Annotated in this window: 19 protein-coding genes; 5 read left to right on the top strand and 14 right to left on the bottom strand. The window is 38.7% G+C overall.

Features of this window, described 5'->3' with window-relative positions:
• Window positions 1-518 precede the first annotated feature (518 nt).
• The gene (locus MKX62_RS07870) at window positions 519-1,676 is read left to right on the top strand and encodes an alpha-hydroxy-acid oxidizing protein (RefSeq protein ID WP_340741147.1); all 1,158 of its coding nucleotides are present in this window, start codon (window positions 519-521) and stop codon (window positions 1,674-1,676) included.
• Window positions 1,677-1,753: 77 nt separating this feature from the next.
• Here the strand turns inward: MKX62_RS07870 and MKX62_RS07865 are convergent, their stop codons facing one another.
• The 4 genes from MKX62_RS07865 to MKX62_RS07850 form a co-directional block, all read right to left on the bottom strand.
• Window positions 1,754-2,362: a class I SAM-dependent methyltransferase gene (locus MKX62_RS07865; RefSeq protein WP_187046301.1), complete on the bottom strand. Its 609-nt coding sequence runs from the start codon at window positions 2,360-2,362 to the stop codon at window positions 1,754-1,756.
• Between the two features lie 307 nt (window positions 2,363-2,669).
• Window positions 2,670-3,965, bottom strand: coding sequence for a C4-dicarboxylate transporter DctP (gene dctP, locus MKX62_RS07860; RefSeq protein WP_067204191.1), 1,296 nt, complete (start codon window positions 3,963-3,965; stop codon window positions 2,670-2,672).
• Window positions 3,966-4,080: 115 nt separating this feature from the next.
• A complete protein-coding gene (locus MKX62_RS07855) occupies window positions 4,081-4,782 on the bottom strand; it encodes a response regulator (RefSeq protein ID WP_187046300.1) in 702 nt (233 codons plus the stop codon).
• Window positions 4,772-6,373 (bottom strand): ATP-binding protein, encoded by a 1,602-nt coding sequence (locus tag MKX62_RS07850; protein WP_399629970.1) that lies wholly within the window; start codon window positions 6,371-6,373, stop codon window positions 4,772-4,774. Before MKX62_RS07850 ends, MKX62_RS07855 begins: the two co-directional genes overlap by 11 nt.
• Window positions 6,374-6,459: 86 nt before the next feature.
• Between MKX62_RS07850 and MKX62_RS07845 the strand changes: the two genes are divergently transcribed.
• Both MKX62_RS07845 and MKX62_RS07840 read left to right on the top strand, forming a co-directional pair.
• A complete protein-coding gene (locus tag MKX62_RS07845) occupies window positions 6,460-7,518 on the top strand; it encodes a DctP family TRAP transporter solute-binding subunit (RefSeq protein WP_445683524.1) in 1,059 nt (352 codons plus the stop codon).
• Entirely contained in the window at window positions 7,519-8,820 is a 1,302-nt protein-coding gene (locus MKX62_RS07840; protein ID WP_340741146.1) for a uracil/xanthine transporter, read from the top strand.
• 79 nt (window positions 8,821-8,899) lie between these two features.
• Here MKX62_RS07840 and MKX62_RS07835 read toward each other — a convergent pair whose 3' ends face one another.
• On the bottom strand, window positions 8,900-9,790 hold the full coding sequence (locus tag MKX62_RS07835; RefSeq protein WP_067204177.1) for a LysR family transcriptional regulator: 891 nt from the start codon (window positions 9,788-9,790) through the stop codon (window positions 8,900-8,902).
• Between the two features lie 123 nt (window positions 9,791-9,913).
• Here MKX62_RS07835 and MKX62_RS07830 point away from each other — a divergent pair, with 123 nt between their 5' ends.
• Entirely contained in the window at window positions 9,914-11,104 is a 1,191-nt protein-coding gene (locus MKX62_RS07830) for a coenzyme F420-0:L-glutamate ligase (protein WP_187046297.1), read from the top strand.
• A 998-nt stretch (window positions 11,105-12,102) separates the two neighbouring features.
• On the opposite strand, the gene MKX62_RS07825 is transcribed toward MKX62_RS07830, so the two are convergent.
• Together MKX62_RS07825 and pdxR are read right to left on the bottom strand one after the other, a co-directional pair.
• Window positions 12,103-12,444 carry a zinc ribbon domain-containing protein YjdM gene (locus MKX62_RS07825; RefSeq protein WP_067204173.1) on the bottom strand — a complete coding sequence of 114 codons (342 nt, stop codon included), beginning with the start codon at window positions 12,442-12,444 and terminating at the stop codon, window positions 12,103-12,105.
• Between the two features lie 158 nt (window positions 12,445-12,602).
• Window positions 12,603-13,967: a MocR-like pyridoxine biosynthesis transcription factor PdxR gene (gene pdxR / locus MKX62_RS07820; protein WP_340741145.1), complete on the bottom strand. Its 1,365-nt coding sequence runs from the start codon at window positions 13,965-13,967 to the stop codon at window positions 12,603-12,605.
• Between the two features lie 94 nt (window positions 13,968-14,061).
• Between pdxR and MKX62_RS07815 the strand changes: the two genes are divergently transcribed.
• On the top strand, window positions 14,062-14,649 hold the full coding sequence (locus tag MKX62_RS07815; protein ID WP_340741144.1) for a GNAT family N-acetyltransferase: 588 nt from the start codon (window positions 14,062-14,064) through the stop codon (window positions 14,647-14,649).
• Between the two features lie 140 nt (window positions 14,650-14,789).
• Here the strand turns inward: MKX62_RS07815 and MKX62_RS07810 are convergent, their stop codons facing one another.
• From MKX62_RS07810 to MKX62_RS07780, 7 genes are all read right to left on the bottom strand, one after another.
• A complete protein-coding gene (locus MKX62_RS07810) occupies window positions 14,790-15,170 on the bottom strand; it encodes a VOC family protein (protein WP_067204165.1) in 381 nt (126 codons plus the stop codon).
• 156 nt (window positions 15,171-15,326) lie between these two features.
• Window positions 15,327-16,829, bottom strand: coding sequence for a malate:quinone oxidoreductase (locus tag MKX62_RS07805; protein ID WP_340741143.1), 1,503 nt, complete (start codon window positions 16,827-16,829; stop codon window positions 15,327-15,329).
• Between the two features lie 396 nt (window positions 16,830-17,225).
• Window positions 17,226-19,289 carry a GAF domain-containing sensor histidine kinase gene (locus MKX62_RS07800; RefSeq protein ID WP_340741142.1) on the bottom strand — a complete coding sequence of 688 codons (2,064 nt, stop codon included), beginning with the start codon at window positions 19,287-19,289 and terminating at the stop codon, window positions 17,226-17,228.
• Window positions 19,290-19,388: 99 nt separating this feature from the next.
• Window positions 19,389-19,868: a 23S rRNA (pseudouridine(1915)-N(3))-methyltransferase RlmH gene (gene rlmH, locus MKX62_RS07795; RefSeq protein WP_067204158.1), complete on the bottom strand. Its 480-nt coding sequence runs from the start codon at window positions 19,866-19,868 to the stop codon at window positions 19,389-19,391.
• Between the two features lie 79 nt (window positions 19,869-19,947).
• On the bottom strand, window positions 19,948-20,112 hold the full coding sequence (locus tag MKX62_RS07790) for a CxxH/CxxC protein (RefSeq protein WP_082786443.1): 165 nt from the start codon (window positions 20,110-20,112) through the stop codon (window positions 19,948-19,950).
• A 168-nt stretch (window positions 20,113-20,280) separates the two neighbouring features.
• On the bottom strand, window positions 20,281-21,528 hold the full coding sequence (locus MKX62_RS07785) for a S1C family serine protease (RefSeq protein ID WP_231885746.1): 1,248 nt from the start codon (window positions 21,526-21,528) through the stop codon (window positions 20,281-20,283).
• A 130-nt stretch (window positions 21,529-21,658) separates the two neighbouring features.
• Window positions 21,659-22,447, bottom strand: a complete 789-nt coding sequence (locus MKX62_RS07780) for an MBL fold metallo-hydrolase (RefSeq protein ID WP_067204153.1) — start codon at window positions 22,445-22,447, stop codon at window positions 21,659-21,661.
• Window positions 22,448-22,449 lie beyond the last annotated feature (2 nt).

The following is a 22,449-nucleotide window of genomic DNA, read 5'->3' as shown; positions in this document are numbered from 1 at the left end:
CACCTACTGGGCGCTATGTGTATAGTTGACTTTGGACTGCTTTGGATAGAGTGACTTCTATACGATTACCGGGACGTCTAGATATGTAGGAATGCGACATGCAACTATTCGCAACAGGATTACTGAAAAAAGTGTGGCTAGAAGTGACGGAGTCACTTCTAGCCACACTTGCCTCACGGTAAATATGTCGTGATTAATTCGCCGAAAGCGAACCGGAAATGATCCAGTGAAAAAGGATTATTTTAAGCCCTGCTCACCAGTATTTTATTCGAATAAATGGTTAATCAACAGACGTGACCCATTGTTGTTTTATTCATGCAGCATAGACCGCCTGTACTTTTAGACTATTTTAAATAAATCGCGATTGACTTTAATTTCAAATGAATATACGATTACTACTATTATTAATTCTATGAAAAACTTCTTAGAAGAGCGGCCAGCTAGTAAAACTTATTTCAAAGATTCAAGTGTTTTTTATTAAAAGAAAGCCAATTTCCTTATGAAGGGTATGAATCGATTTGACTTTAACTAGAAACAACGACTTACTATTACAAAACATCACACCTGATGAATCATTTCCGGTTTCATTCAAAGAATTGGAAGCGGCTGCTAAAGAAAAGATGCCCGCTGGTGCATTCGGCTATATCCAATCTGGGGCGGGTGGTGAAGAGACGTTGCGAAAAAACGTCTCCTCTTTTTCAAAATATTCCATTGTCCCCCGATTTCTAAATGATGTTTCTACATTGGACACGTCTGTAAAATTATTCGGCCATACATATCCTTCTCCTCTATTAATTGCACCTGTGGGCATGCAAAAAATCGCACATGAAGAGGGCGAGATTGCTACTGCTAAAGCAGCAGCCACGCTTGGCATTCCATTCATTCAAAGTACAGTATCTGGCTTTTCAATTGAGGAGGTTGCAGAAGCTACTGGCGACAGTCCAAAATGGTTTCAGCTCTACTGGTCAAGCACTAACGATGAAATTGGTTATAGCATGGTCAAGAGAGCCGAGGAAGCTGGTTTTGAGGCCATTGTCTTAACAGTTGACACAGTGATGATGGGATGGCGTGAAGAGGACGTACGCAATCAATATTCCCCTTTGAAACTAGGATTCGGCAAAGCGAACTATGAAACAGATCCGGTATTTTTGTCCTCCATTCCAACTAACGATTTTGACTCCATCATTCAAGGGATACTGGATAATGTTTACCACCCTACACTTAGTTGGGCCAAAGTCATGGAGTTAAAGAAAAGAACGTCCTTGCCAATCCTCTTAAAAGGGATTTTACATCCGGCAGATGCAAAGCTCGCTATCGAAAACGGCATTGATGGCATTATCGTTTCAAACCACGGCGGGCGTCAGCTTGACGGGGTTATTACTAGTATTGATGCTCTACCAGCAATCGTAGAAGCGGTAGGAGGTGAAATTCCTGTACTATTAGATAGCGGAGTTCGTCGAGGCACAGATGTTGTCAAAGCAATTGCACTGGGGGCTGATGCAGTTTTAATCGGCAGGCCATTCGTGTACGGATTAGCGGTAGATGGACAAAAAGGCGTTGAAAAAGTATTGGAGAATATCCTTCAAGAAATGAAAGTTTCCATTTCATTATCGAGCGTTTCTGCTTTAAAAGATCTTCGCAACTTACTAACAACGAATACTCCTAAAGCTTTTTAAAAATAACGAAATACTTCATCTATAAGAGAAAAGTAAAGCCACGTTCCGCCTGGAACGTGGCTTTACTTTTTGTCGGATTAATCTCCAAGTCGAAACACCAAAAAAAGTTCGTTGGGGTCTTTTTCATGCATGCTGGACACCTTTACTCCCTTTATCAGCTCAAAAGGAGTGCTCGTTTCAAGGAACTCAATATAATCACTTGTTGGATAGTAAAGGATAATATCTACAGATCGCTTGTGCTGGTCGACTGACCGTAGAACGTTAGCAATAACCGTCATGAAAATCTGGATTGAAAAAGGATTGAAGAAATAAAACCGGTTATCCTCCGCCTCCACTTCATATTCCTCTGCCAGACAGCATTCAAAGCTGATGAACGTGTTTGACCGTTTGACTTTTTGCATATAACTTGCTTGGTTTTCAAGTGCTTCCTGATACAGTTGCCCACTCATTTCAATGCCTGTAACCGAAACACCACATCGATTATGTATATAAAATGGCAGCCTGCCTTTGCCACACCCAAAATCCACTAATCTGTCGGTTTTCTTTAATTCATAGACCTCAAAAAAATCATCCAATGCCTTATAGGGTGTCGCTTCGTAGCGGTTATAATGAGAGGACTGATGCAGCCATTCACGCACTCCAACAGTATTAATGCGCAGTAACCGATCGCATTCTTTATCATACATAGCCATTTCTCCCAACTTGTTTATACCCATTGTATCAAAACACCCGAAAAAAACTTGGACATTTTGAAAACATGCCCAAGTTTTTTATTCTAGATAAGTTGAAATAAAGATTCCCTTTAAATCCGCTACAGCGCTCGGGGATGCCTCCCGCCCTAAGCCAAGTAGCTTCGCCGCCAGTCCTGGGGCATCGGCTACTCCTTATAAGGCGCCTTCGCTCAGTTTATTTAGGTATCCAATTGTTCAACATATATACTCTTTGCTATTGTGGTTAATTTAGCGTTATATGCCTTACTATCATTCTCCATCCTTACTTAAGCGTCGAGTTCAATACAGCTACTTGCCCAGCCTTCTTGGTGGCTTTCATTTCGGAAATAGCTTCCAGATGTTTCGTTGTATCAAATTCATTAACACTTTTCGCCACTACCATTGTAGCGATTCCGTTTCCGATTAAATTCACAATCGCACGTCCTTCACTCATAAAACGATCCACACCAAGAAGCAATGCTAACCCTTCAAGAGGAATGATTTGTAATGCCGCTAAAGTTGAAGCTAAAACGATGAATCCGCTGCCTGTAACGCCCGCAGCTCCCTTAGAGGTTAACATTAATATTAATATTACTGTAATTTGTTGTCCTAGTGTTAAGTCGACACCAAACACTTGCGCCAAAAAGACGACCGCCATTGAAAGATAAATAGATGTACCATCAAGATTAAAGGAATAACCTGTCGGGATTACGAGGCCAACAACAGATTTTGATGCTCCGTAACGCTCCATCTTATCCATCATTCTTGGCAGAACAGATTCTGAAGAACTTGTACCTAAGACGATTAGTATTTCTTCCTTGATGAATTTCAGGTAATTCCATAAGCTAAATCCATTCATCTTACAAATGATATTTAATATGACAAAGATGAATAAAAACATTGTAATATAGACTGACATCATTAATTTACCCAGTGGTACCAGTGAAGTCAGCCCGTAATGACCAATTGTATATGCCATCGCTGCAAATGCGCCAATCGGGGCTGCCCTCATGATATAACCTATAATTTTAAAGAAGACGAGCGAGAGTTTATCCATGAACTCTATAACCAATTTGCCCTTCTCGCCAAGAGCGGCAAGGCCTACACCAAATAAAATGGAGAAGAATAACACTTGTAGAATATCGCCTTTTGCAAACGCATCGACCATATTAGAAGGAACAATCTGAGTGACAAACTCAATCCAGTTAATACTTTGTCCACCTTCAGCAGTATATTTTGATACATCGCCTTTTTCAAGTTCATTGTAGTTGAGTCCTGCTCCTGGTTTTACAAGATTAACAACGATTAACCCAATAACAAGCGCTAATGTTGTAACAACCTCGAAGTAAATAAGAGCCTTACCACCAACTTTACCAACCTTTTTCATATCTCCCATTTTCGCGATCCCAAGTACAATCGTTAAGAATATAATAGGGGCTATGACCATTTTCACAGCATTTATAAAAGTATCTCCTAGTGGCTTCATTTCTTTTCCGACGTTTGGCCACACGAGCCCCACTACTACCCCAATCACAATTGCGATTACTACTTGAACGGTTAAATTCTTAAATATTCTCACCTTTAATCCCCCTTTAAACTGAATACTTCATCATTACTAATTAATACAAATGATAGCGCTTTCAGTAGGGTGTGAGAAGTTTATGGTCATAACGGCTATTTTGGTCTTTTTGGTCTTACTTTTTTTGCTGATTGGATACATAACGATTTATAGGTCTTCCAACCCCTCCGTATTGGACATCGAGGGTAATGCCACCGCTTTTTTCCAGGTAATCTAAATAGCGGCGAGCAGTCACTCTAGCTATTCCGATTGCACCTGCCACCTCTTCGGCGGAGCGCGGACCGTCTTGGTTCTGAACATACATCGTAATTTCATTTAAGGTGAATTCATTCAAACCTTTTGGTAAATTGTTGCCTGTGATTTTCTTTGAATGCTCGGAGTAAATCAGTAAATCAAGCTGTTCTTGTGAGATCACTTCAGATGCATTCAAGCTTGTCCTGTATTTCCGATATTTCTCCAATGCCTGCTGAATTCGCTGAATTTTAAATGGCTTAATAATATAATCCATCGCACCATTTTGAAGCATAAGCTTAATTGTTTCGCTGTCTTTAGCGGCAGATACGACAATCACATCTGCCTCCAATTTTTGTTTTCTGAACTCTTGTAACGTCTTGATCCCGTCTTTTTTTGGCATATAAATATCTAATACTACAAGATCTGGACTTAATTCTTTCAAAAGTCTAATTCCCTCTTCGCCATTACTAGCGACGGCCACTACTCGGAATCCTTTTATACTTTCAATAAACTCTCTATTTACTTCTTGAACCATTGGATCGTCTTCAATCAGTAGTACCTTTATTTCTTCTTTACACGTCATACAACTCATCCTCCACTTCCATTGGGAAGGTAATAATGATTGAAGTTCCTTCACCCTGTTGGGATGAAAGGTCAATTTTGCCTCTCCCTTTATCAACGATCTGTTTTATCAAAAAAAGCCCGTAACCGGTACCTTCAGATTTGTTCATCGTAAATCCTTTTTCATAAAGTCTTGGTAGGTATTCTTCGCTCATGCCAGATCCATTATCCTCAACCAATACGGCACACACGTAAGCTGACTGTTCAAAACTAATATCAATTCTTTTATCCTCAGTCTCAATTTGATCGAACGCCCCAAAAGCATTTTCTAGTAGATTACCTAATAACACAACAAAGTCATGTTGGTCTAGTTGATTGGGAAAGGCGGCAAAATAACTATTTTGATCAACCTCAACAGTAATCCCTAATTCTTTTCCCCTTCTTACTTTGCTTAAAAGGAGACCTGCAACTGCATCATTTTTAATTTTTTCATTCAGAAAACTTGTTACATTTTCTTGCTCTTCCGATGTATTAAAAGCAAGTTGCAACGCTTTTTCAGGTTTCCCGAGCTGAATTAGACCAGCTATCGTATGAAGTTTGTTCATATGTTCATGGCTTTGAACCCGCAATGCCTCTACAAAGTTTTTGACACCTGTTAATTCTTCGGCAAGCTTAGTCACTTCTGTACGATCCTGAAAGATTGCTACAGCACCAATTAATTCGTTATCCTTTTTAATCGGTATACGATTACTTACGATCACTTTTCCGCTTACCTTTATCTCCTCATTATATACCGCCTTATTTCTTTCAACAATTTCAGGAAGCCTTGTGTCCTTCAGTACATCGCGAATTGGTTGACCTATAAAATTTCCTTTTACATTAAATATCATCTTTGCTTTCTCATTAAATATCGTAATAATTTCTTTATTGTCGATTGCAATAACGCCTTCATTCATTGAATGAAAAGTAGCTGTTCTTTCTTCATGCATTCTCTTAATTTCATATGGCTCCAACTGAAACATTTGTTTTTTAATATGATTAGCAAGCATTGCTGAACCTATCAAACCAAATAATAATGTTAATACAACAATTATAAGAATGTCTGTTGTTAAATCGCCCATAATTTCAATAAAACTCGGGATTTTATTGCCAACGACGACAACACCGATTTGGTTTAAGTCTGAATCCTTAATCGGTACAAATGCCCGAATAACGGTACCAATCTCTCCTTCTGCCTTCGAAAAATAGATATGCTCCGCAAAAGCCGGCTTTTCATCCTCACCTGTCGAGGGTTTTCCTAGCATTTCCTTTACAGGATGAGAATACCGAATTCCATCCATATTCATGACAACAACATAATCCGTATTATTAATGAGTCTTATTTCATCGACAACGGGGTTCACTATTTTCCACCCTATTGGTTCTTGGACTGCTTTTCTTATATCTGATAGTTCAGCTACAGTTCGTGCCGTGTTCATAGATCTGATTCTTAATTCTTTTTCCTCTTTTTGTTGAATGTTAGCAATGATGACAATTCCGCCGATCAACAATGAAAAGATAACTACTGCATAAGATAAAGTCATAATTTTCCAACGTATAGGCAATTGTCTCATTTTCAGTTCCCCTTTCCTACTATTCATCTTTACGAATCGCAATTTTCTGAGTATGCTTACACTAACGAAGTAATAGGAGGCTTACGGTGAAAAACATATTTGTTTATATGCTCCTTTTAGGTACTGGTATTGCTATTGTTTTAGGATACTATAATCTATTTCCTCATGATGAACTTGTTTATGACGATGATCAGGAAGGACTCAGTGATCAAATCATTTTTAAATTTAGCCATGTTGTTGCCGAGAATACGCCGAAAGGACGTGCAGCCGACAAGTTTGCTGAGCTCGTTAATGAGAAATCAAATGGTCATATAAAGATCGTCGTCTTCCCAAACGGAAGTTTGTTTTCTGATATAGATGATATTAATGCCTTAAAAGAAGGGCAAGTACATATAATAGCTACCTCCACCTCAAAACTTGGAGTACTTTCTCCTGAATGGGGTGTTCTCGATCTACCATTCGCCTTCCCTAATCATGAAGCTATTCACAAAGGAATACATGGGCCTATCGGTGAACACCTGCTAAACTCATTACAAAAAAATGGCATTATTGGACTCGCCCACTGGTCCAATGGTTTTAAACAAATCACATCAAACAAAGGCCCTATTGTTACACCACAAGATCTAAAAGGGCAAAAAATCAGGATTATGAAAAGTGATGTCATTCAAGCCCAATATGATCTATTAGGCGCTAAGGCGCAACAAGAATCATTTAATTCCACCTATAACTTAATCGAAGCCGGACATGTTGATGGCGAAGAGAACACGATTTCAAATATCCATTCTAAAAAGTTCTATAACGTTCAAAAACATTTGACGATCAGTAATCATGGATACCTAGGTTACGTCGTGATGATGGATCAAAAAGTCTGGGATCAGCAAACAAAAAACACTCAGCAAATCCTACTTGAAGCTATGGATGAGACAACTGCCTGGAACGACCGGCATTCTATACTAATGAACGAAGAGCAACTTGAACTTATCAAACGTAACTCATCTATTCAGATTCATGAACTAAGTGATTTTGAAAAACAGGAATGGATAAAGGAACTGTACCCTGTATACGATATTCTTTCAACTACAATTGGCAGTAAATTGGTTGAAGATATAAAAGAATTAAGAGCTACTTATAGAGGAGCGGATTGAATGAAAACTAAGTCAGTAGGGGCGTCTATCACTTTACTAGCGGGATTTCAGTGGCTGTTCTTTATGTTTGCCAATACAGTCGTTATTCCTATTTCTGTCGGCAGTGCTTTTCAGTTGGAATCCATTGAAATTGTATCCGCCATTCAACGCTCCTTCATCTTCACAGGAGTGGCCTGTATGCTGCAAGGGCTTATCGGGCATCGTTTAGCATTAATGGAGGGTCAATCTGGACTGTGGTGGGGCGTCATCCTAAGCTTGGCTGCTACGGCCAGTACGATGAATCTCGAACTAACTACGATTGGTGGCAGCATTGCAGTTGGGGTTATAATTTCGGGCATTATTGTCGCAGTTTTCGGTATTTTGGGTATGGGAGAAGTGTTAAAGAAATGGTTTACACCAATCGTAATGTTTGTTTTTCTCCTATTACTAGCTAATCAGCTCATCACTATTTTTCTAAAAGGAATGATTGGCCTCAATATAGGTGATTCTATAGATGTAAAAGTCGCCTGTTTTTCATTTACTCTCGCCGCACTGACGATCCTTATCCATGTAAAAGGAAAAGGAATTATTAGCAGCTTGAATTTGCTCATCGGAATGACAGTCGGATGGATTGCTGCCGCCCTGCTGTTTCCTGCGGAAGTAACAGAGACAATTAAAACGACCCCTTTCCTTACCTGGTTTCCTTGGGGGCAACCCGCTTTTGAGTGGGGCATCGTCATTACGGTGGTCATTACTGGATTATTAAACACTACGAATACGATTGCCACATTGAAAGGGGCAGAAGATGTTTTTGAACAGGAGACAACTCCCAAGCAGTACCGTGCCTCCTTCTTCCTAACAGGGATGTTGTCGACAGCTTCAGGCGTGCTTGGACTCGTCCCCTATGCACCCTACGCTTCATCATTAGGATTTTTGCAGTCAACTGGAATTCGCGAAAGAGCACCGTTTTTTGTAGGATCCATGTTATTCATCCTCTTGGGATCGGTTCCACAGTTAAGTGCCTTTTTCTCAACAATTCCGCATAGCGTTGGTAACACAGTACTGTTTGTTGCTTATTTACAGCTGTTCCGCTCAGCAATTCGCAACATAGAAGGCCTGAGATTCGAACCCACTACAGTCTATCGCATCGCTTTACCGGTGTTATTAGGACTATCGATTATGACATTACCGGCAACGGCCTTTACAACGATTCCACAGCTTATACGCCCAATCCTTTCGAACGGCATGCTAATGGGGATTTTGGCTGCACTTTTTATGGAGCTTTTGCATTATCTCGGTCAACAGAAGCGAGTGATGTCGTGATTAGGACTATTTCCGTTATATCAGAAGTTCCAATCTAACCGTTAATAAATGTGGGTATCGGGTATTGGTGAAAAGTAATTTACAGCTGTTTGCCTTCTACAATCTCAACGAATTTTGTTGAGGCTCGTGATAATGGTACACTTTTTAAAAAGCATACGCCTATACTTCTCGTCGGTATCTTTTCATTTAATTGTACTTCATATAACAATCCTTTATTTAAATACTCTTGAGAAAACTCTTTTGTTACACACGCTATCCCTAAATTTATTTTAGCAAACTCTAATAATAAGTCATGTGAACCTAATTCAAATTCCGGTGAAATCTTTATACCTTTAGAAATCATATAATCCTCTACATACTTTCTCGAGTTTGATTTCGATTCAAGAAAAATTAATGGAAGCTTGACTAATTCATGTAGGCTTAAGGGTTTAGCCAATATTTTCTTAAACCTTTCCCCATAAACAAATGTATCCTGGATATCAATACATGGCTTCAGTTCTAATGTAGGATCGTCAATCGGGAAGTTACAAACAGCAACATCTACTCCACCTGATTTTAAAATCGAACAGAGTTCCAATGTCGTACCATTTACAATCGTAAATTTTATATTTGGATATCTAATGTGAAAAGCCTCCAAATAGGGAAGTAGAAAATACCTTGAAATTGTATCTCCTACACCTATCTTTAATTCACCTGTCGTTAAGTTTTTAAATTCTAAAATCTTTTCTTCTCCGACATGAATTAAATTAATAGCCGAATTGGCGTATTCAAATAGCAGACTACCTTCATTTGTCAGAGATACGCCTTTTGGACTTCTATAAAAAAGACGTGTATCTAATTCCCTTTCCAACTGCATGATTGCCTGACTAACTGCTGGTTGCGTCATATAAAGATCTTTTGCAGCCTTGGAAAAACTCTCGCTTTTTCCTACTTGACAAAATATTTTATATAAATCTAATTTACTAACCACATAAGCACCCCTTATACCGACCATTTGTTATATTAATTTTACTTATACCACTAATGCGTTGTATAGTACAGATAGAAAGTTAGTTAATATAAATATACTTTGTAATATTAAGGAGCGATTCCATTGGAAAGAATAGTTGGAACAGTTGCAAGAGGCCTCCGTTGCCCAATAATAAATCGTGGAGATAATATTGAGGATATAGTAGTAGAAAGTGTGTTAAAAGCTTCCGAAGTTGAAGGCTTTACATTTAATGATAAAGATATTGTTTCTATAACAGAATCCATTGTTGCTCGAGCTCAAGGGAATTATGCAACGATTGATCATATTGCTAAAGACGTTAGTTCAAAGTTCGGAGAAGAAACTGTTGGAGTAATATTCCCTATTTTAAGTCGTAATCGTTTTGCAATCTGCCTTCGAGGTATTGCAAAAGGCGTTAAAAAAGTTGTTTTAATGCTTAGCTATCCTTCTGATGAAGTTGGGAATCACCTTGTGGATCTGGACATGCTTGATGAAAAAGGAATTAACCCTTGGACAGACGTTTTAACGGAAGAACAGTTCCGCGGCCATTTTGGTTATAATAAACATGCTTTTACTGGTATTGATTATATTGATTACTATAAATCATTAGTTGAAGAATACGGTATTGAATGTGAAGTTATATTCTCAAACAGTCCAAAAACGATTTTAGATTACACAAAACATGTTCTTACTTGTGATATACACACGAGATTTAGAACTAAAAAAATATTAAAAGCAAATGGTGGCATTAGCGTTTATAGCCTCGATGACATATTAGCCGAGTCTATGGATGGTAGCGGTTATAACGAAGATTATGGGCTGCTTGGGTCAAATAAATCAACTGAAGATGATGTAAAACTGTTCCCACGTAATTGCCAACCTGTCGTTGATAACATACAGCATATACTCAAAGAAAAGACTGGCAAAGATATTGAAGTCATGATTTACGGAGATGGAGCGTTTAAAGATCCAGTCGGTAAGATATGGGAACTTGCGGATCCAGTCGTATCACCAGCTTACACACCAGGGCTTGACGGTACACCTAATGAAATAAAATTAAAATATCTTGCCGACAATAACTTTGCCGATTTAAGAGGCGATGACCTTAAACAAGCTATATCACAATTCATTACCGATAAAGACGATGATCTTGTAGGAGCAATGGAAGCACAAGGTACTACACCAAGAAAACTTACCGACCTTATTGGCTCTCTATCTGATTTAACATCAGGAAGCGGAGATAAAGGTACACCTATCGTCTTTATACAAGGCTATTTCGATAACTTCACAAAATAAAAATTACTCAAACACTAAGTGTCCTGAGTACAGTTGCTTTTAGATCTCTTTGGATTGAACGACTCCTATACCAGTACCGAGATATCTTGCTCAATAGGGATGCGACTTCGTCGCATCCCTATTGAGCTTTTTCGGTAATCAGTATGGTGGTCGTTCATCAGTCGCTCCCCAAAGTCAAAGGTACACGAAGGAGGGCACTGAAAAATTACGATTTCCTTCAATCCCGTTGATTTCCGTTTCGAGCGGACGCTTTCCGCGGGCACGGCTTCAGCCTCCTCGTCACTGCGTTCCTGCGGGGTCTTCAGCTCGCGCTGTTCCCGCTGGAGTCGCCGCTCTTCACTACAATCAACTAGTTCTTTCTATAAAAAAGAACTTTTTCATTGGCTTCACACGAAGTTCTAAAGCTTTTTGGACCAGAAGATTAGTGGTTTCTTATCTGGATAAAGACTGCCAAAGATACAATTTGGGCTGCTCAATTCCTCTCTATAGGATTTTTTTAAAAAAAATTTAAAGAAGTGTCACTTTCCATAGGGCATCATATGATGTTTGCTAAAAGCAATTAAGGAACGCATTGGACAACGTGCAAACGTGCCCAAAATTGTATCTTCGGGCACTAATAACTTCTGTGAAAAGTCATCTATTCTTATTTTCCAAGCAACTGCAATTTTCACTTGAACGTTGTAGGTACGCGACAGGTAACTAATCGCTACAAGATGACCTAGGAGGAATGAACTGCAATTCCTCCCCAAGGGTGGGGCTAGAAGTGACGAAGTCCCTTCTAGCCACACTTGTCCCTCGGTAAAACTGTCGTGATTATTTTATCCGAAAGCGAGCCGGAAACGAACTAGTCCAAATTAAGGATTTTGCACCTATCTTACCAGTATCTTGTGCAAGAAAATAGTCAATCAACAGATGTGATAAATGATAAAAAAAAGCTAGGCTCTCGTCGCCTAGCTTTTTCTATGTGTACAGCCAAGTACTTTGAAGTGAAAAGTAACTTATAACTTTTTAACAAATTCCGTTTTTAATTTCATAGCTCCAATACCATCAATTTTACAATCAATGTCATGGTCCTCGTCAATTAACCGTATTCCTTTTACTTTTGTACCTTTTTTAACGACTAATGAACTTCCTTTTACTTTAAGGTCTTTGATGACTGTTACAGAATCACCATCGTTCAAGACATTTCCATTTGAATCTTTATAAACCTTTGTTTCCTCACTATTTTCAGCTTCTGCTCCTAAAGACCATTCATGGGCACATTCTGGGCAAACAAAAAGATTACCATCTTCGTATGTATATTCAGAATTACATTTTGGACAATTTGGTAAATTAGGCATAATTTCATTTCCTCCATTCGTTATATGCTTATATCCTCTCACAGTCTTCCCGTATTGACAAACCTTCCTTGAAGCTCTTTATTTAAACCTGTCCTATCTAGAATGCTTGGTAAACATTTTGCTCATAGTTGCGAATGCACGACAAGAATAGCCCCTTACTATCTTTCCTGCCAAACCTTTGCGAGTAATTGTATTCCACGAGTAATGTCCTCATTAGAAAGCCCACCATATCCGAGTAAAACTAAATTAGTTAATTTTACATTGACGTAAGAATTTGAAACTGGATAAATACGAATATGAATTACTTTCGCTAATTCAATTGCATCTTCTTCCGTTAAATCAGCAGGTAACTTTAAAACGATATGCAGACCAGAGCTCTCCCCGATAACTTCATATTCAGGCGATAAATAGTGATGAATTGCCTTTAAAATCGTCCTCTGTTTTTGTCGATAAATCGTCCGCATTTTATCGAGATGTCGTCTCCAATAATCTTCCCTCATAAAGTCAGCAAGGGTAAGTTGGTCCATTCGAGATACCGTTGACTTTTGAAGTGCAAACTTCTGCTCAAATGGCTCTACAAGCTTGATAGGCAAAACAAAGTAACTCATACGAAGAGATGGAATAAGTGTCTTTGAAAATGTACCAAAATAAATGACTCTCTTCATTTCATCAAGCTCAGCAAGGGAGGGTATAGGCTTTCCTTTATAGCGAAATTCGCCGTCATAATCATCCTCAATGATGTAAGCATTGTTTTGATGGGCCCAATTAATTAACTCAATTCTTCGTTGTATCGGTAAAATCATCCCCAGTGGAAATTGATGTGCTGGCGTTGTGTAGAGAAACTGATGTGGTTTACTCGGAACAGTCACTCCTAATTCATCTACAGGAATCGCCTCATAAGGTATTCGCTGTTGTTCAAAAACAGCTTTAGCACGAATAAATCCCGGGTCTTCAATAGCAACAGACGCTGCTTTATAGAAAAACTGACAAATCATATGCAATTGTGTCTGTGTACCACTACTAACGAAGACTTGATTCGGCGCGCATGATACACCACGGGATTGTTGAACATAGGCAGCAATTTCTTGGCGTAGGCGCCATTCACCTTGCCAAGGACTCATGGTAAATGAGGCATCTCCTATATGTCGATTCAATAGCTTTTTCCAAGTCTTAAAAGGAAAAACATCCTTCGCTACATTGCCTGAGTGAAAGTCGATGTCAATGTCAATTTCAACAATTTCGGAGGTTGCACTATATAGTTGCTGTTGTTTCGAAACAAGGCGCTCATAATCATAAGCAGCAACAAAGTAACCAGATCGCTCTTTACTTTCGATATAACCTTCAGCTATTAATTGAGCATATGCTTCCTGAATTGTATGCACACTAACACCTAAATCCCTTGCAAGTTGCCGTTTTGAAGGTAACTTCGTATGTAGGAGAAGATGATGCTGTATGATTTTTTCTCGAATTTGCCTATATATTTGAAGATAATACGGGGCATCTCCATTGAATGACAACTCCATAAAAATCACTCCTCTGGTATGGTTGCTTTTATGCTATTTGGTACTTCTAATCATATCAAAGTTAAGGTGTAATGAAATAAAGGAGTGATGGTTCATGGAAACTATTCAATTATACGGAGATGCTGTTGTTTTAAGACCAATGATCAAAAATGATGTAGATGGCATATATGCACATTGCCAAGACGAGCGTATTTGGACGCATATGTTGGATACATTAAAAACGAAAGAAGACGTACAGACCTATATTGAACAGGCATTAGTTAATCGGGAAACAGGAACGGAATACCCTTTTGTCATTGTGCTTCGAGCAACAAATGAAATAATTGGCTCTACGCGATTTTTCGATATTTCCACTGCACATAAACGGTTAGAAATCGGTCATACTTGGCTGCATCCGTCATTTTGGCGCACAAACATCAATACAGAGTGTAAATACTTGCTACTATCTTACTGCTTTAATCAACTACAGTTTCAACGAGTACAACTTAAAACAGGTCATGAAAATAGCCAATCTCAAAAAGCTATTGAACGGATTGGTGCTAAAAAAGAAGGGGTTTTACGTAATCATATGATTAGACCTAATGGAACGGTGCGACATACGGTTATGTATAGCGTAATAGAAGAGGATTGGCCTGAAGTAAAACAGCGTATAGAAGGCTTAATGGAGAGTTATCAAAAATAAACCCGTACTTTATCGAGTAGGAGACACCACATAATTCTCTCAAGGGTTAAATAAATATAAAAGGAAGTATTCCAATACAAAAACGACTAAGAAGTATGTTCTAAGTCGTTTTTGCACTTATTTTTTCATTAGTCAGAAGCTCACTTTCTTTCCAAAACCGCAAAGTAATTTCCTTCATTATCCGCAAAATTAAATACTCTGCCAGAAGGCATCGTTACCATGTCTCCAACTGTGATCTGTTTATCCTTAAAGTCTCTGTATAATTCATCAAGATTCTCTGAGAAAAGCAGTAATGAAGGTGTTTGAAGATTTAATTCCGGCTGCATTTTAGCAATGAGTTCCTTATTGTGAAGTATGATAGTTGTTTCCGCATCCTTTGTTGGAGCGATTTCAATCCACCTCATTCCTTGGCCATTATCTTCTTCTGAAATGACGCTAAATCCTACCTTTTCCGTCCAAAACTTCACTGTCTCATCTTGATTATTGACATATAACATAATTTGACCGATTTTTGTAATCATATTGTTCACTCCCTATGAGTGGTTTGTTTTTTGTACTTACGACAAAGGTCTCCGTGACCATCTAGCTAAGGGGTCTTGAAAAAAGAACCTTCAATCCAAAGACAGATTAAAGGTTCTATATTATAGTTCATCTCGATTGTTTCTATATCCAAAGAATTAGCTTTGGTCCGGCAAGTTTTCGCTTAGACCAAGCGCCTGCGCTGTTGAAGCATGCATTTCGTGCAAAAGCTCTGGATTTTCCATTAGCGACATGCCATACGAGGGAACCATTTCTTTCAATTTTGGTTCCCATTCTTCGATATATTGCGGGAAGCATTTTTTAATGACATCAAACATAACGTGTACGGCAGTAGAAGCACCCGGAGAAGCGCCTAACAATGCTGCAATCGATCCATCTGCAGCAGTGATAACTTCCGTACCAAATTGAAGTGTTCCTTTACCGCCCGCCTCAGTATCTTTGATAACTTGTACACGTTGGCCCGCTACTACAAAATCCCATTCTTCAATTTTGGCATTCGGGATAAACTCTTGTAACTCTTTCATACGCTGTTCTTTCGATAACATAAGTTGCTGGATGAGGTACTTTGTCAATGACATTTCTTTTGCGCCTGCGGCTAACATCGTCAACACATTATTTGGTTTGACAGAAGTTATTAAATCTAACATTGAACCCGTCTTTAAGAACTTTGGTGAAAAGCCGGCAAATGGTCCAAATAGCAATGACTTTTTATTGTCGATAAATCTTGTGTCCAGATGTGGAACAGACATTGGTGGAGCGCCAACCTGCGCTTTTCCATATACTTTTGCGTGATGCTGCGCCACAACATCCGGATTATTACATACCATGAAGATTCCGCTTACTGGGAATCCACCAATATGTTTTCCTTCAGGAATACCGGTTTTTTGTAGTAGATGCAGACTTCCTCCGCCGCCTCCGATAAAGACAAATTTTGCAGTATGGCGTTCGATGCTACCGCTATCGACATTCTTCACTTTCAATTCCCATGCGCCATCATTTGTTCGCTTAATAGCATCAACACTATGTTTGTAATTGATATCGACATTTTTAGTCTGTAAGTGGTCAAACAACATGCGCGTTAAAGCACCGAAGTTGACGTCCGTTCCAGTGTCGATTTTTGTTGCTGCTATGGCATCACTTGATGGGCGGCCTTGCATAATTAGCGGAATCCATTCCATCAATTTTTCTGGGTCAGCGGAAAATTCCATCCCTTTGAACAACGGGTTATTTGACATCGCTTCAAAACGTTTCTTTAAAAATGCTACATTTTGTTCCCCTTGTACCATGCTCATATGAGGCAATGACATGATAAAGTCCTGCGGATTGTTGATCAGCTTATTGTTTACAAGATATGACCAAAACTGCATTGAAAGCTGAAACTGTTCATTGATTTTTATAGCTTTACTAATATCTACAGATCCGTCTGGTTTTTCACTGGTGTAGTTAAGCTCACACAGAGCCGCATGGCCAGTTCCTGCATTATTCCATTCGTTAGAGCTTTCCTCCCCCGCATTTGCGAGCTTCTCAAACACTTTAATATTCCATTCTGGTACTAATTCTTTTAGCATTGTCCCCAAAGTCGCACTCATAACTCCGGCACCAATTAAGATAACGTCTGTTTTAGTTTTTTGGTTACTCATTTTTACCATCCTTTATACCCTAGTATTCGCAGAAAGGATGTAGGCGCTCCTGCTTAGGCGTTATAGCAAGCTAAGGAGTGACCTAGACACATATCTTTTCTGTCTCAATTTTTACAATTATTCATGGATCGGAATAACTTCTATTATATAGTAGTTATAGTCGATTTAAAAGATAGTAAAGCCGAACGTCTATAGGAACACTCAAAAATCCACGGCTTTACCCTAGCTTCTTGCAAAGGGTAAAGCTCTTGTTTGCCGTTACCATTGGATCGACACTTCAAATTTTACTTCCACGACAAATCTAAAGTAGTTTTTTATGATTAACTTTAATTTAATCTTGAACAAATGAATACCTCTATAATCTGAGTGAAGGCATCTCCTAACACCATAGCGAATTCAACGGAGTCCTATGTAGGTGTCAAATTTAACAAAAAAAGTAGTTCCTTCAGACCCTGTTTGAATTTCAATTTTTGCGTTATGACGGGCAACAATGGCATAACATATACCTAAACCCAATCCAGTACCATTATCCTTAGTTGTGTAGAATGGAGTACCCAATTTCTCTACTGTCTGAGGACTGATACCTTCTCCTTGATCCCGTATTGCAAGAACTACACAATTTCCATTTTCCTTGTAGGTGCTGATGGATAGAACTTTCCCTGTGCTCATTGCTTCAAGGCCATTACGATATAGGTTTATTATTAATTGTCGGATCTCATTAGGATTTAAAAGTAGTTCTGGGATGTCTTTCATATCGAATTGAATAAGTTTATTTTGATTACATGTATCGATTTTTATCAAAGGAGTAATATCACGAATAATTGAATTTAAATCTAACATCTCTAAATCAGATGTCCTTGTATTACCTATTGAAAGAAATTCAGTAATAATAGAATTTGCCCGGTCAAGTTCTTCAATCATTAAATTAAAGTAATCATTATGTTTTTCAAATTCGCCTTCTTTTTTTAATAACTGCAAAAACCCTCGTACTGTTGTCATTGGATTTCTAATCTCATGACTAATACCTGCCGCCATTTGCCCTATTAAGTCTAAATTTGATAACCTTTTCAATTCTTGCTCATATTTCTTTTTTTCCGTTATGTTTTTTAAAAGACAGCAGATCCCCTCGTCATACGGATAAGCGACTACTTCGTACCAATAATCATCAGAGGTTGAGAGATATTCGAAATGTACTGATACTCGCTCTGACATTGCACGATGAAATTCTTTATACATGACTGTATCCACACTCTTCGGGAAGACATTCCAAATATTCTTACCTAATACATCTTCTGCTGTTTTCTTTTGTGGTATATATTGATGTTTATTTAAGTAGATAAATTCCCATTCTTTATTCAATGCAAAGAATCCATCTGTAATACTTTCAATAACACTCGTGACTTTTTCATTAGCAGTAGCTAATTCGCTTGTTCGCTCTTCCACCATGTTTTCAAGTTGGTCCATATATAACAAGTTTGAAAACGTAGGGGCTGTGGCGTCAACTATAGATTTTGCTAGTTGAATTTGAGATTTATCGTAATTATTAGCTTTCCCTTCTACATTAACAACTGCTATTACCCCTAATACTTCTCCCATTGAAACCAACGGAATCATAAGTAGATACTTACTTTCTTCATTCGGGCCGGAAATTACACTTTTTGTTTCAATAACCTTTTCCATCAGGGTTTCATAACTTTGCTCAATTCTTATACTATTAAAGTTCTCAACCCAATCTGCCTGTGACCACTCACAGTCTTTACTTAACTTCGTTAATCTAATTGCTGTTTTTTCTAACGGATCTAGGAGATGTGCAGCAATACTTTTGCTATCTAAAACTTTTCCTAAGTAATAAAAACATTTATCGAGACATTCTTCTACAGAAGAACACATCGATAAGTCACGTGTAACATTAAGTAATAATTGCTTTTCAGCAATAAGGCTTTCTTTTTGTTTTAAATTATTTGCGTTTTGAATTGCGACTGCAGCCATATTCACATAAGCTTCAACACTTTGAATTTCTGACTCTGTTAAGTTCATTGGTGTTCCATAATCAAATAAAAAAACCAGACCAAACAACTCGTGCCCAAATGCAATAGGCAGAGCTAATAAGGATTTAATTTGGAAGGCTTCAACTGATCTCGGATCCGGTCGATTATCCTTTGAGGTATCAGGGATGTAGATGGTTTTTTGAGTTTCAATAACTTCTTTGGCTAGTAAGTCTATTTCAACATCTATTACCTGCGTATCAAGCGTTATACCATTTATAACTTCTGGTTTTCCTGCAAACCCTCTGAATGTTCCATCCTTCTGGGGTAAATAAATACCAACAGAGTTACATTGAACAACCTCTTCGGATATTGCCATTGTTACCCGCTGTAATACTTCGCGTAGTTCTAACTTTGTATTTATTATTTTGGTTATGTTCGCAAGCCTAGAATATCTCGTCTGTTCACTTAACATTCACACGGTCCCCAATCATAGGCATTATAAATTTCAGTTAAAAATCAGGATCTATACGTTACGTTATTTTTATCTCTCATTTCATATAAAAAATCTCTTTTACTTATGATACGGTTCGTTCTTCATTATCCTGAAAGCCCTATATACCTGCTCCAACAATATCAGCTTCATCATCTGATGTGGAAACGTCATTTTCGAAAAGGACAGTAATTCATCCGCACGTTTTATCACACTGTCATGCAGTCCTAGTGATCCACCAATAACAAATGCCACCTTACTACGTCCGTACGTCATCAATGACTCTAAATCCGCCGCTAGCTCTTCTGACGTCTTCATCTTACCTTCAATCGCAAGTGCAATCACATACGTATCCGACCCAAATTTCGCCAGAATTCGCTCCGCTTCTTTTTTCTTCACAATTTCCATATCGGCGTCGCTTAATGATTCAGGTGCTTTCTCATCCGCTACTTCGACTATATTAACTTTTGCATACGCGCCTAATCGTTTTGAGAATTCCTCAATGCCCATTTTTAAATACTTCTCTTTTAATTTACCTACTGTCACAATCGTTATATTCACAAGTTATCCACCCTTTTTTATTTATTACAAACAAAACTTATGCACATATCCACAACACTTATCTACATCTTGTGTCCGACTATTTGTTCGCCACAACATATATCGAAGGCTCTTCACAGTAGTTGCATTTTGTGGATAACTTTTCTTCCTCCGATACAACTTCCATGATTGGAAACTTTCCTTGCTCCGCTACAAAAACGTCTAAAGCATGGTTTATATGAGTTTCACAGCTATAAGTATTCATTTCTATCCCAACTTTCAGCTTTTTTATTTCACACAAAGTTATTCACAAATATTTAGATTTATCCACAAACAGCGAATACAATAAAAAAACGGGTATAATAGCTAGCTGTTAGCTATTATACCCGTTGTGGATAAGTTTTTCATGGTAATCTGTGTATAATTTTTATTACTAGAATGAGTTACCGTCTTTTAACACCATTTCAATTTCAAGCAATTGACCATCGCGATACACTTTCATTTGCATTGTGTCGCCTACTTCTTTCGAATTATACAGATGTTTACGCAAGGTGACCATGTCCTCAATTTTTTCGCCATCCATTTCAACGATGACATCATACTGCTTTACACCAGCAAGTTGGGCAGGAGAATTGCTCATTACTTCATTGATGACAACCCCGTCTGTTACATCCACCGGTAACTTTAGCATTTCCCGTTGTTGTTGAGCTGGTATACTTCGAAGATCGAGTAATGTAACCCCCATTGTCGGACGGTTTACTTCACCATGTTCTTCAAGTTGATCGATAATCGGCATTGCAAGATTGATGGGGATCGCAAGTCCGATTCCTTCAACCGTTGCTTCCGATACTTTCATGGAATTGATGCCAATAAGCTGGCCAGCAAGGTTAATTAACGCGCCTCCCGAGTTACCAGGATTAATGGCGGCATCGGTTTGTAAGGCATCTGCAAACCAATCTACTGTGCCATTTTCATCAAAATCAATTGGAATCGAACGATCTTTTCCGGATACAACGCCAACGGTTACCGAACCTGAAAAACCGAGACCGAGCGGATTACCAATTGCAATGACCGTTTCACCGCGTTTCAAAGCATCTGAATCCCCAAAATCAATAACTGTTTTAACAAGTTTAGCGTCAATTTCAATGACAGCTAAGTCAGTCCACATATCGCTACCAACGATTTTTCCGTCTGTCTTCGAACCATCATCGAAAGTAATTTCAAGTTCTTGTGCACCTTCTATAACGTGATGATTCGTTACGATATATGCTTTGTCCCCTTGTTTTTTATAAATGACACCCGAACCTGAACCTGTTTCCCTTGTCGTTTCTACAGGCGACCAAGGATCACTAATTGTCTTCAAATTCGTTACGCCAACGACTGAATCCGCCACTTTCTCGACAATGTCAGTAACGTCGTTATTTACATCAAGAGATATGCGTTCTGTTTGCATAGCATCGACCTTCTGCTCCGAGCCATTAACCAGCGACTGTTCCTTTGTACTACTTTCGCCTTGCATGATGAACCATACAAGTAATGCACCGATTACAACTCCAATGAAGCCGGATATGAATCCGCCTCTTCTTTTTGGCGGCTTTTGACTATGTCGCGCTGTACTTTCCGGCATAGGAGCAGAAGGTTGCGGCTCTCCATTCGCCTGATTCTGATTTAGTTCGTCCATACGCCTCTCCCTCTCTAATGATGATGTCATTGTAGTTAACATTACCCTATTTCAACCGTTTCAAAATAAAAAACCTTACCTTAGCAAGGTTTTTATACAATCCCCTGAAGGTAAGGCTAGAGACATTACTCTATACTGTGACAAGTTCAGTCGGCTGATCTGCATCTGTATCATAGAGATGAACAAATTCACCTGTCCTGATACCGCATGTTTCCAGCGTCTGTGTAACACTCATCCTTGCAAGATCTTTCATATTATTATCTTTACTTAAATGTGATAGATAGATTCTCGTATCTTTTTGATCGACAACTTCACTCATTGCAACTGCAGCATCTTCGTTAGATACATGTCCAACATCACTCAGAATTCGTCGTTTGACGGACCAAGGATAGCGTCCTACCTGCAGCATACTAACATCATGATTGCTTTCAAAGACAAAAGCATCTGCACCGCGGATGAACCCTTTCATCCTATCACTCACATAACCTGTATCTGTAATGACCGCCAATTTTCGGCCATTCTCATGGAAAACATAAAACATCGGATCAGCTGCATCATGCGAGACAGCAAATGACTGAACATCGAGTGAACCAAATGATTTTACCGTTTCCATATCAAATTGAAAGCGCTGCTCTAGCGGAATATTGCCAACAAGACCGTCCATCGCCTGCCATGTTTTTTCATTCGCATAAATTGGTGTGCCATATTTCCGTGCGACAACACCAATCCCTTTTATATGGTCACTATGCTCGTGCGTTACAAAGATACCGTCAACTTTTTTCATAGAACGATCAATGCCAGCCATTAAACTGTCCATCTTCTTCGCACTAAATCCCGCATCCACGAGAAAGGTATGTTCATCACTCTCTATAAATACCGCATTGCCGCTACTGCCGCTTGCGAGGACACTAAAACGCATTG

The sequence above is a fragment of the Sporosarcina sp. FSL K6-5500 genome (assembly GCF_038005665.1).
GTDB classification, from domain to species: domain Bacteria; phylum Bacillota; class Bacilli; order Bacillales_A; family Planococcaceae; genus Sporosarcina; species Sporosarcina psychrophila.
This window is presented reverse-complemented; position numbering and strand designations above follow the sequence as displayed.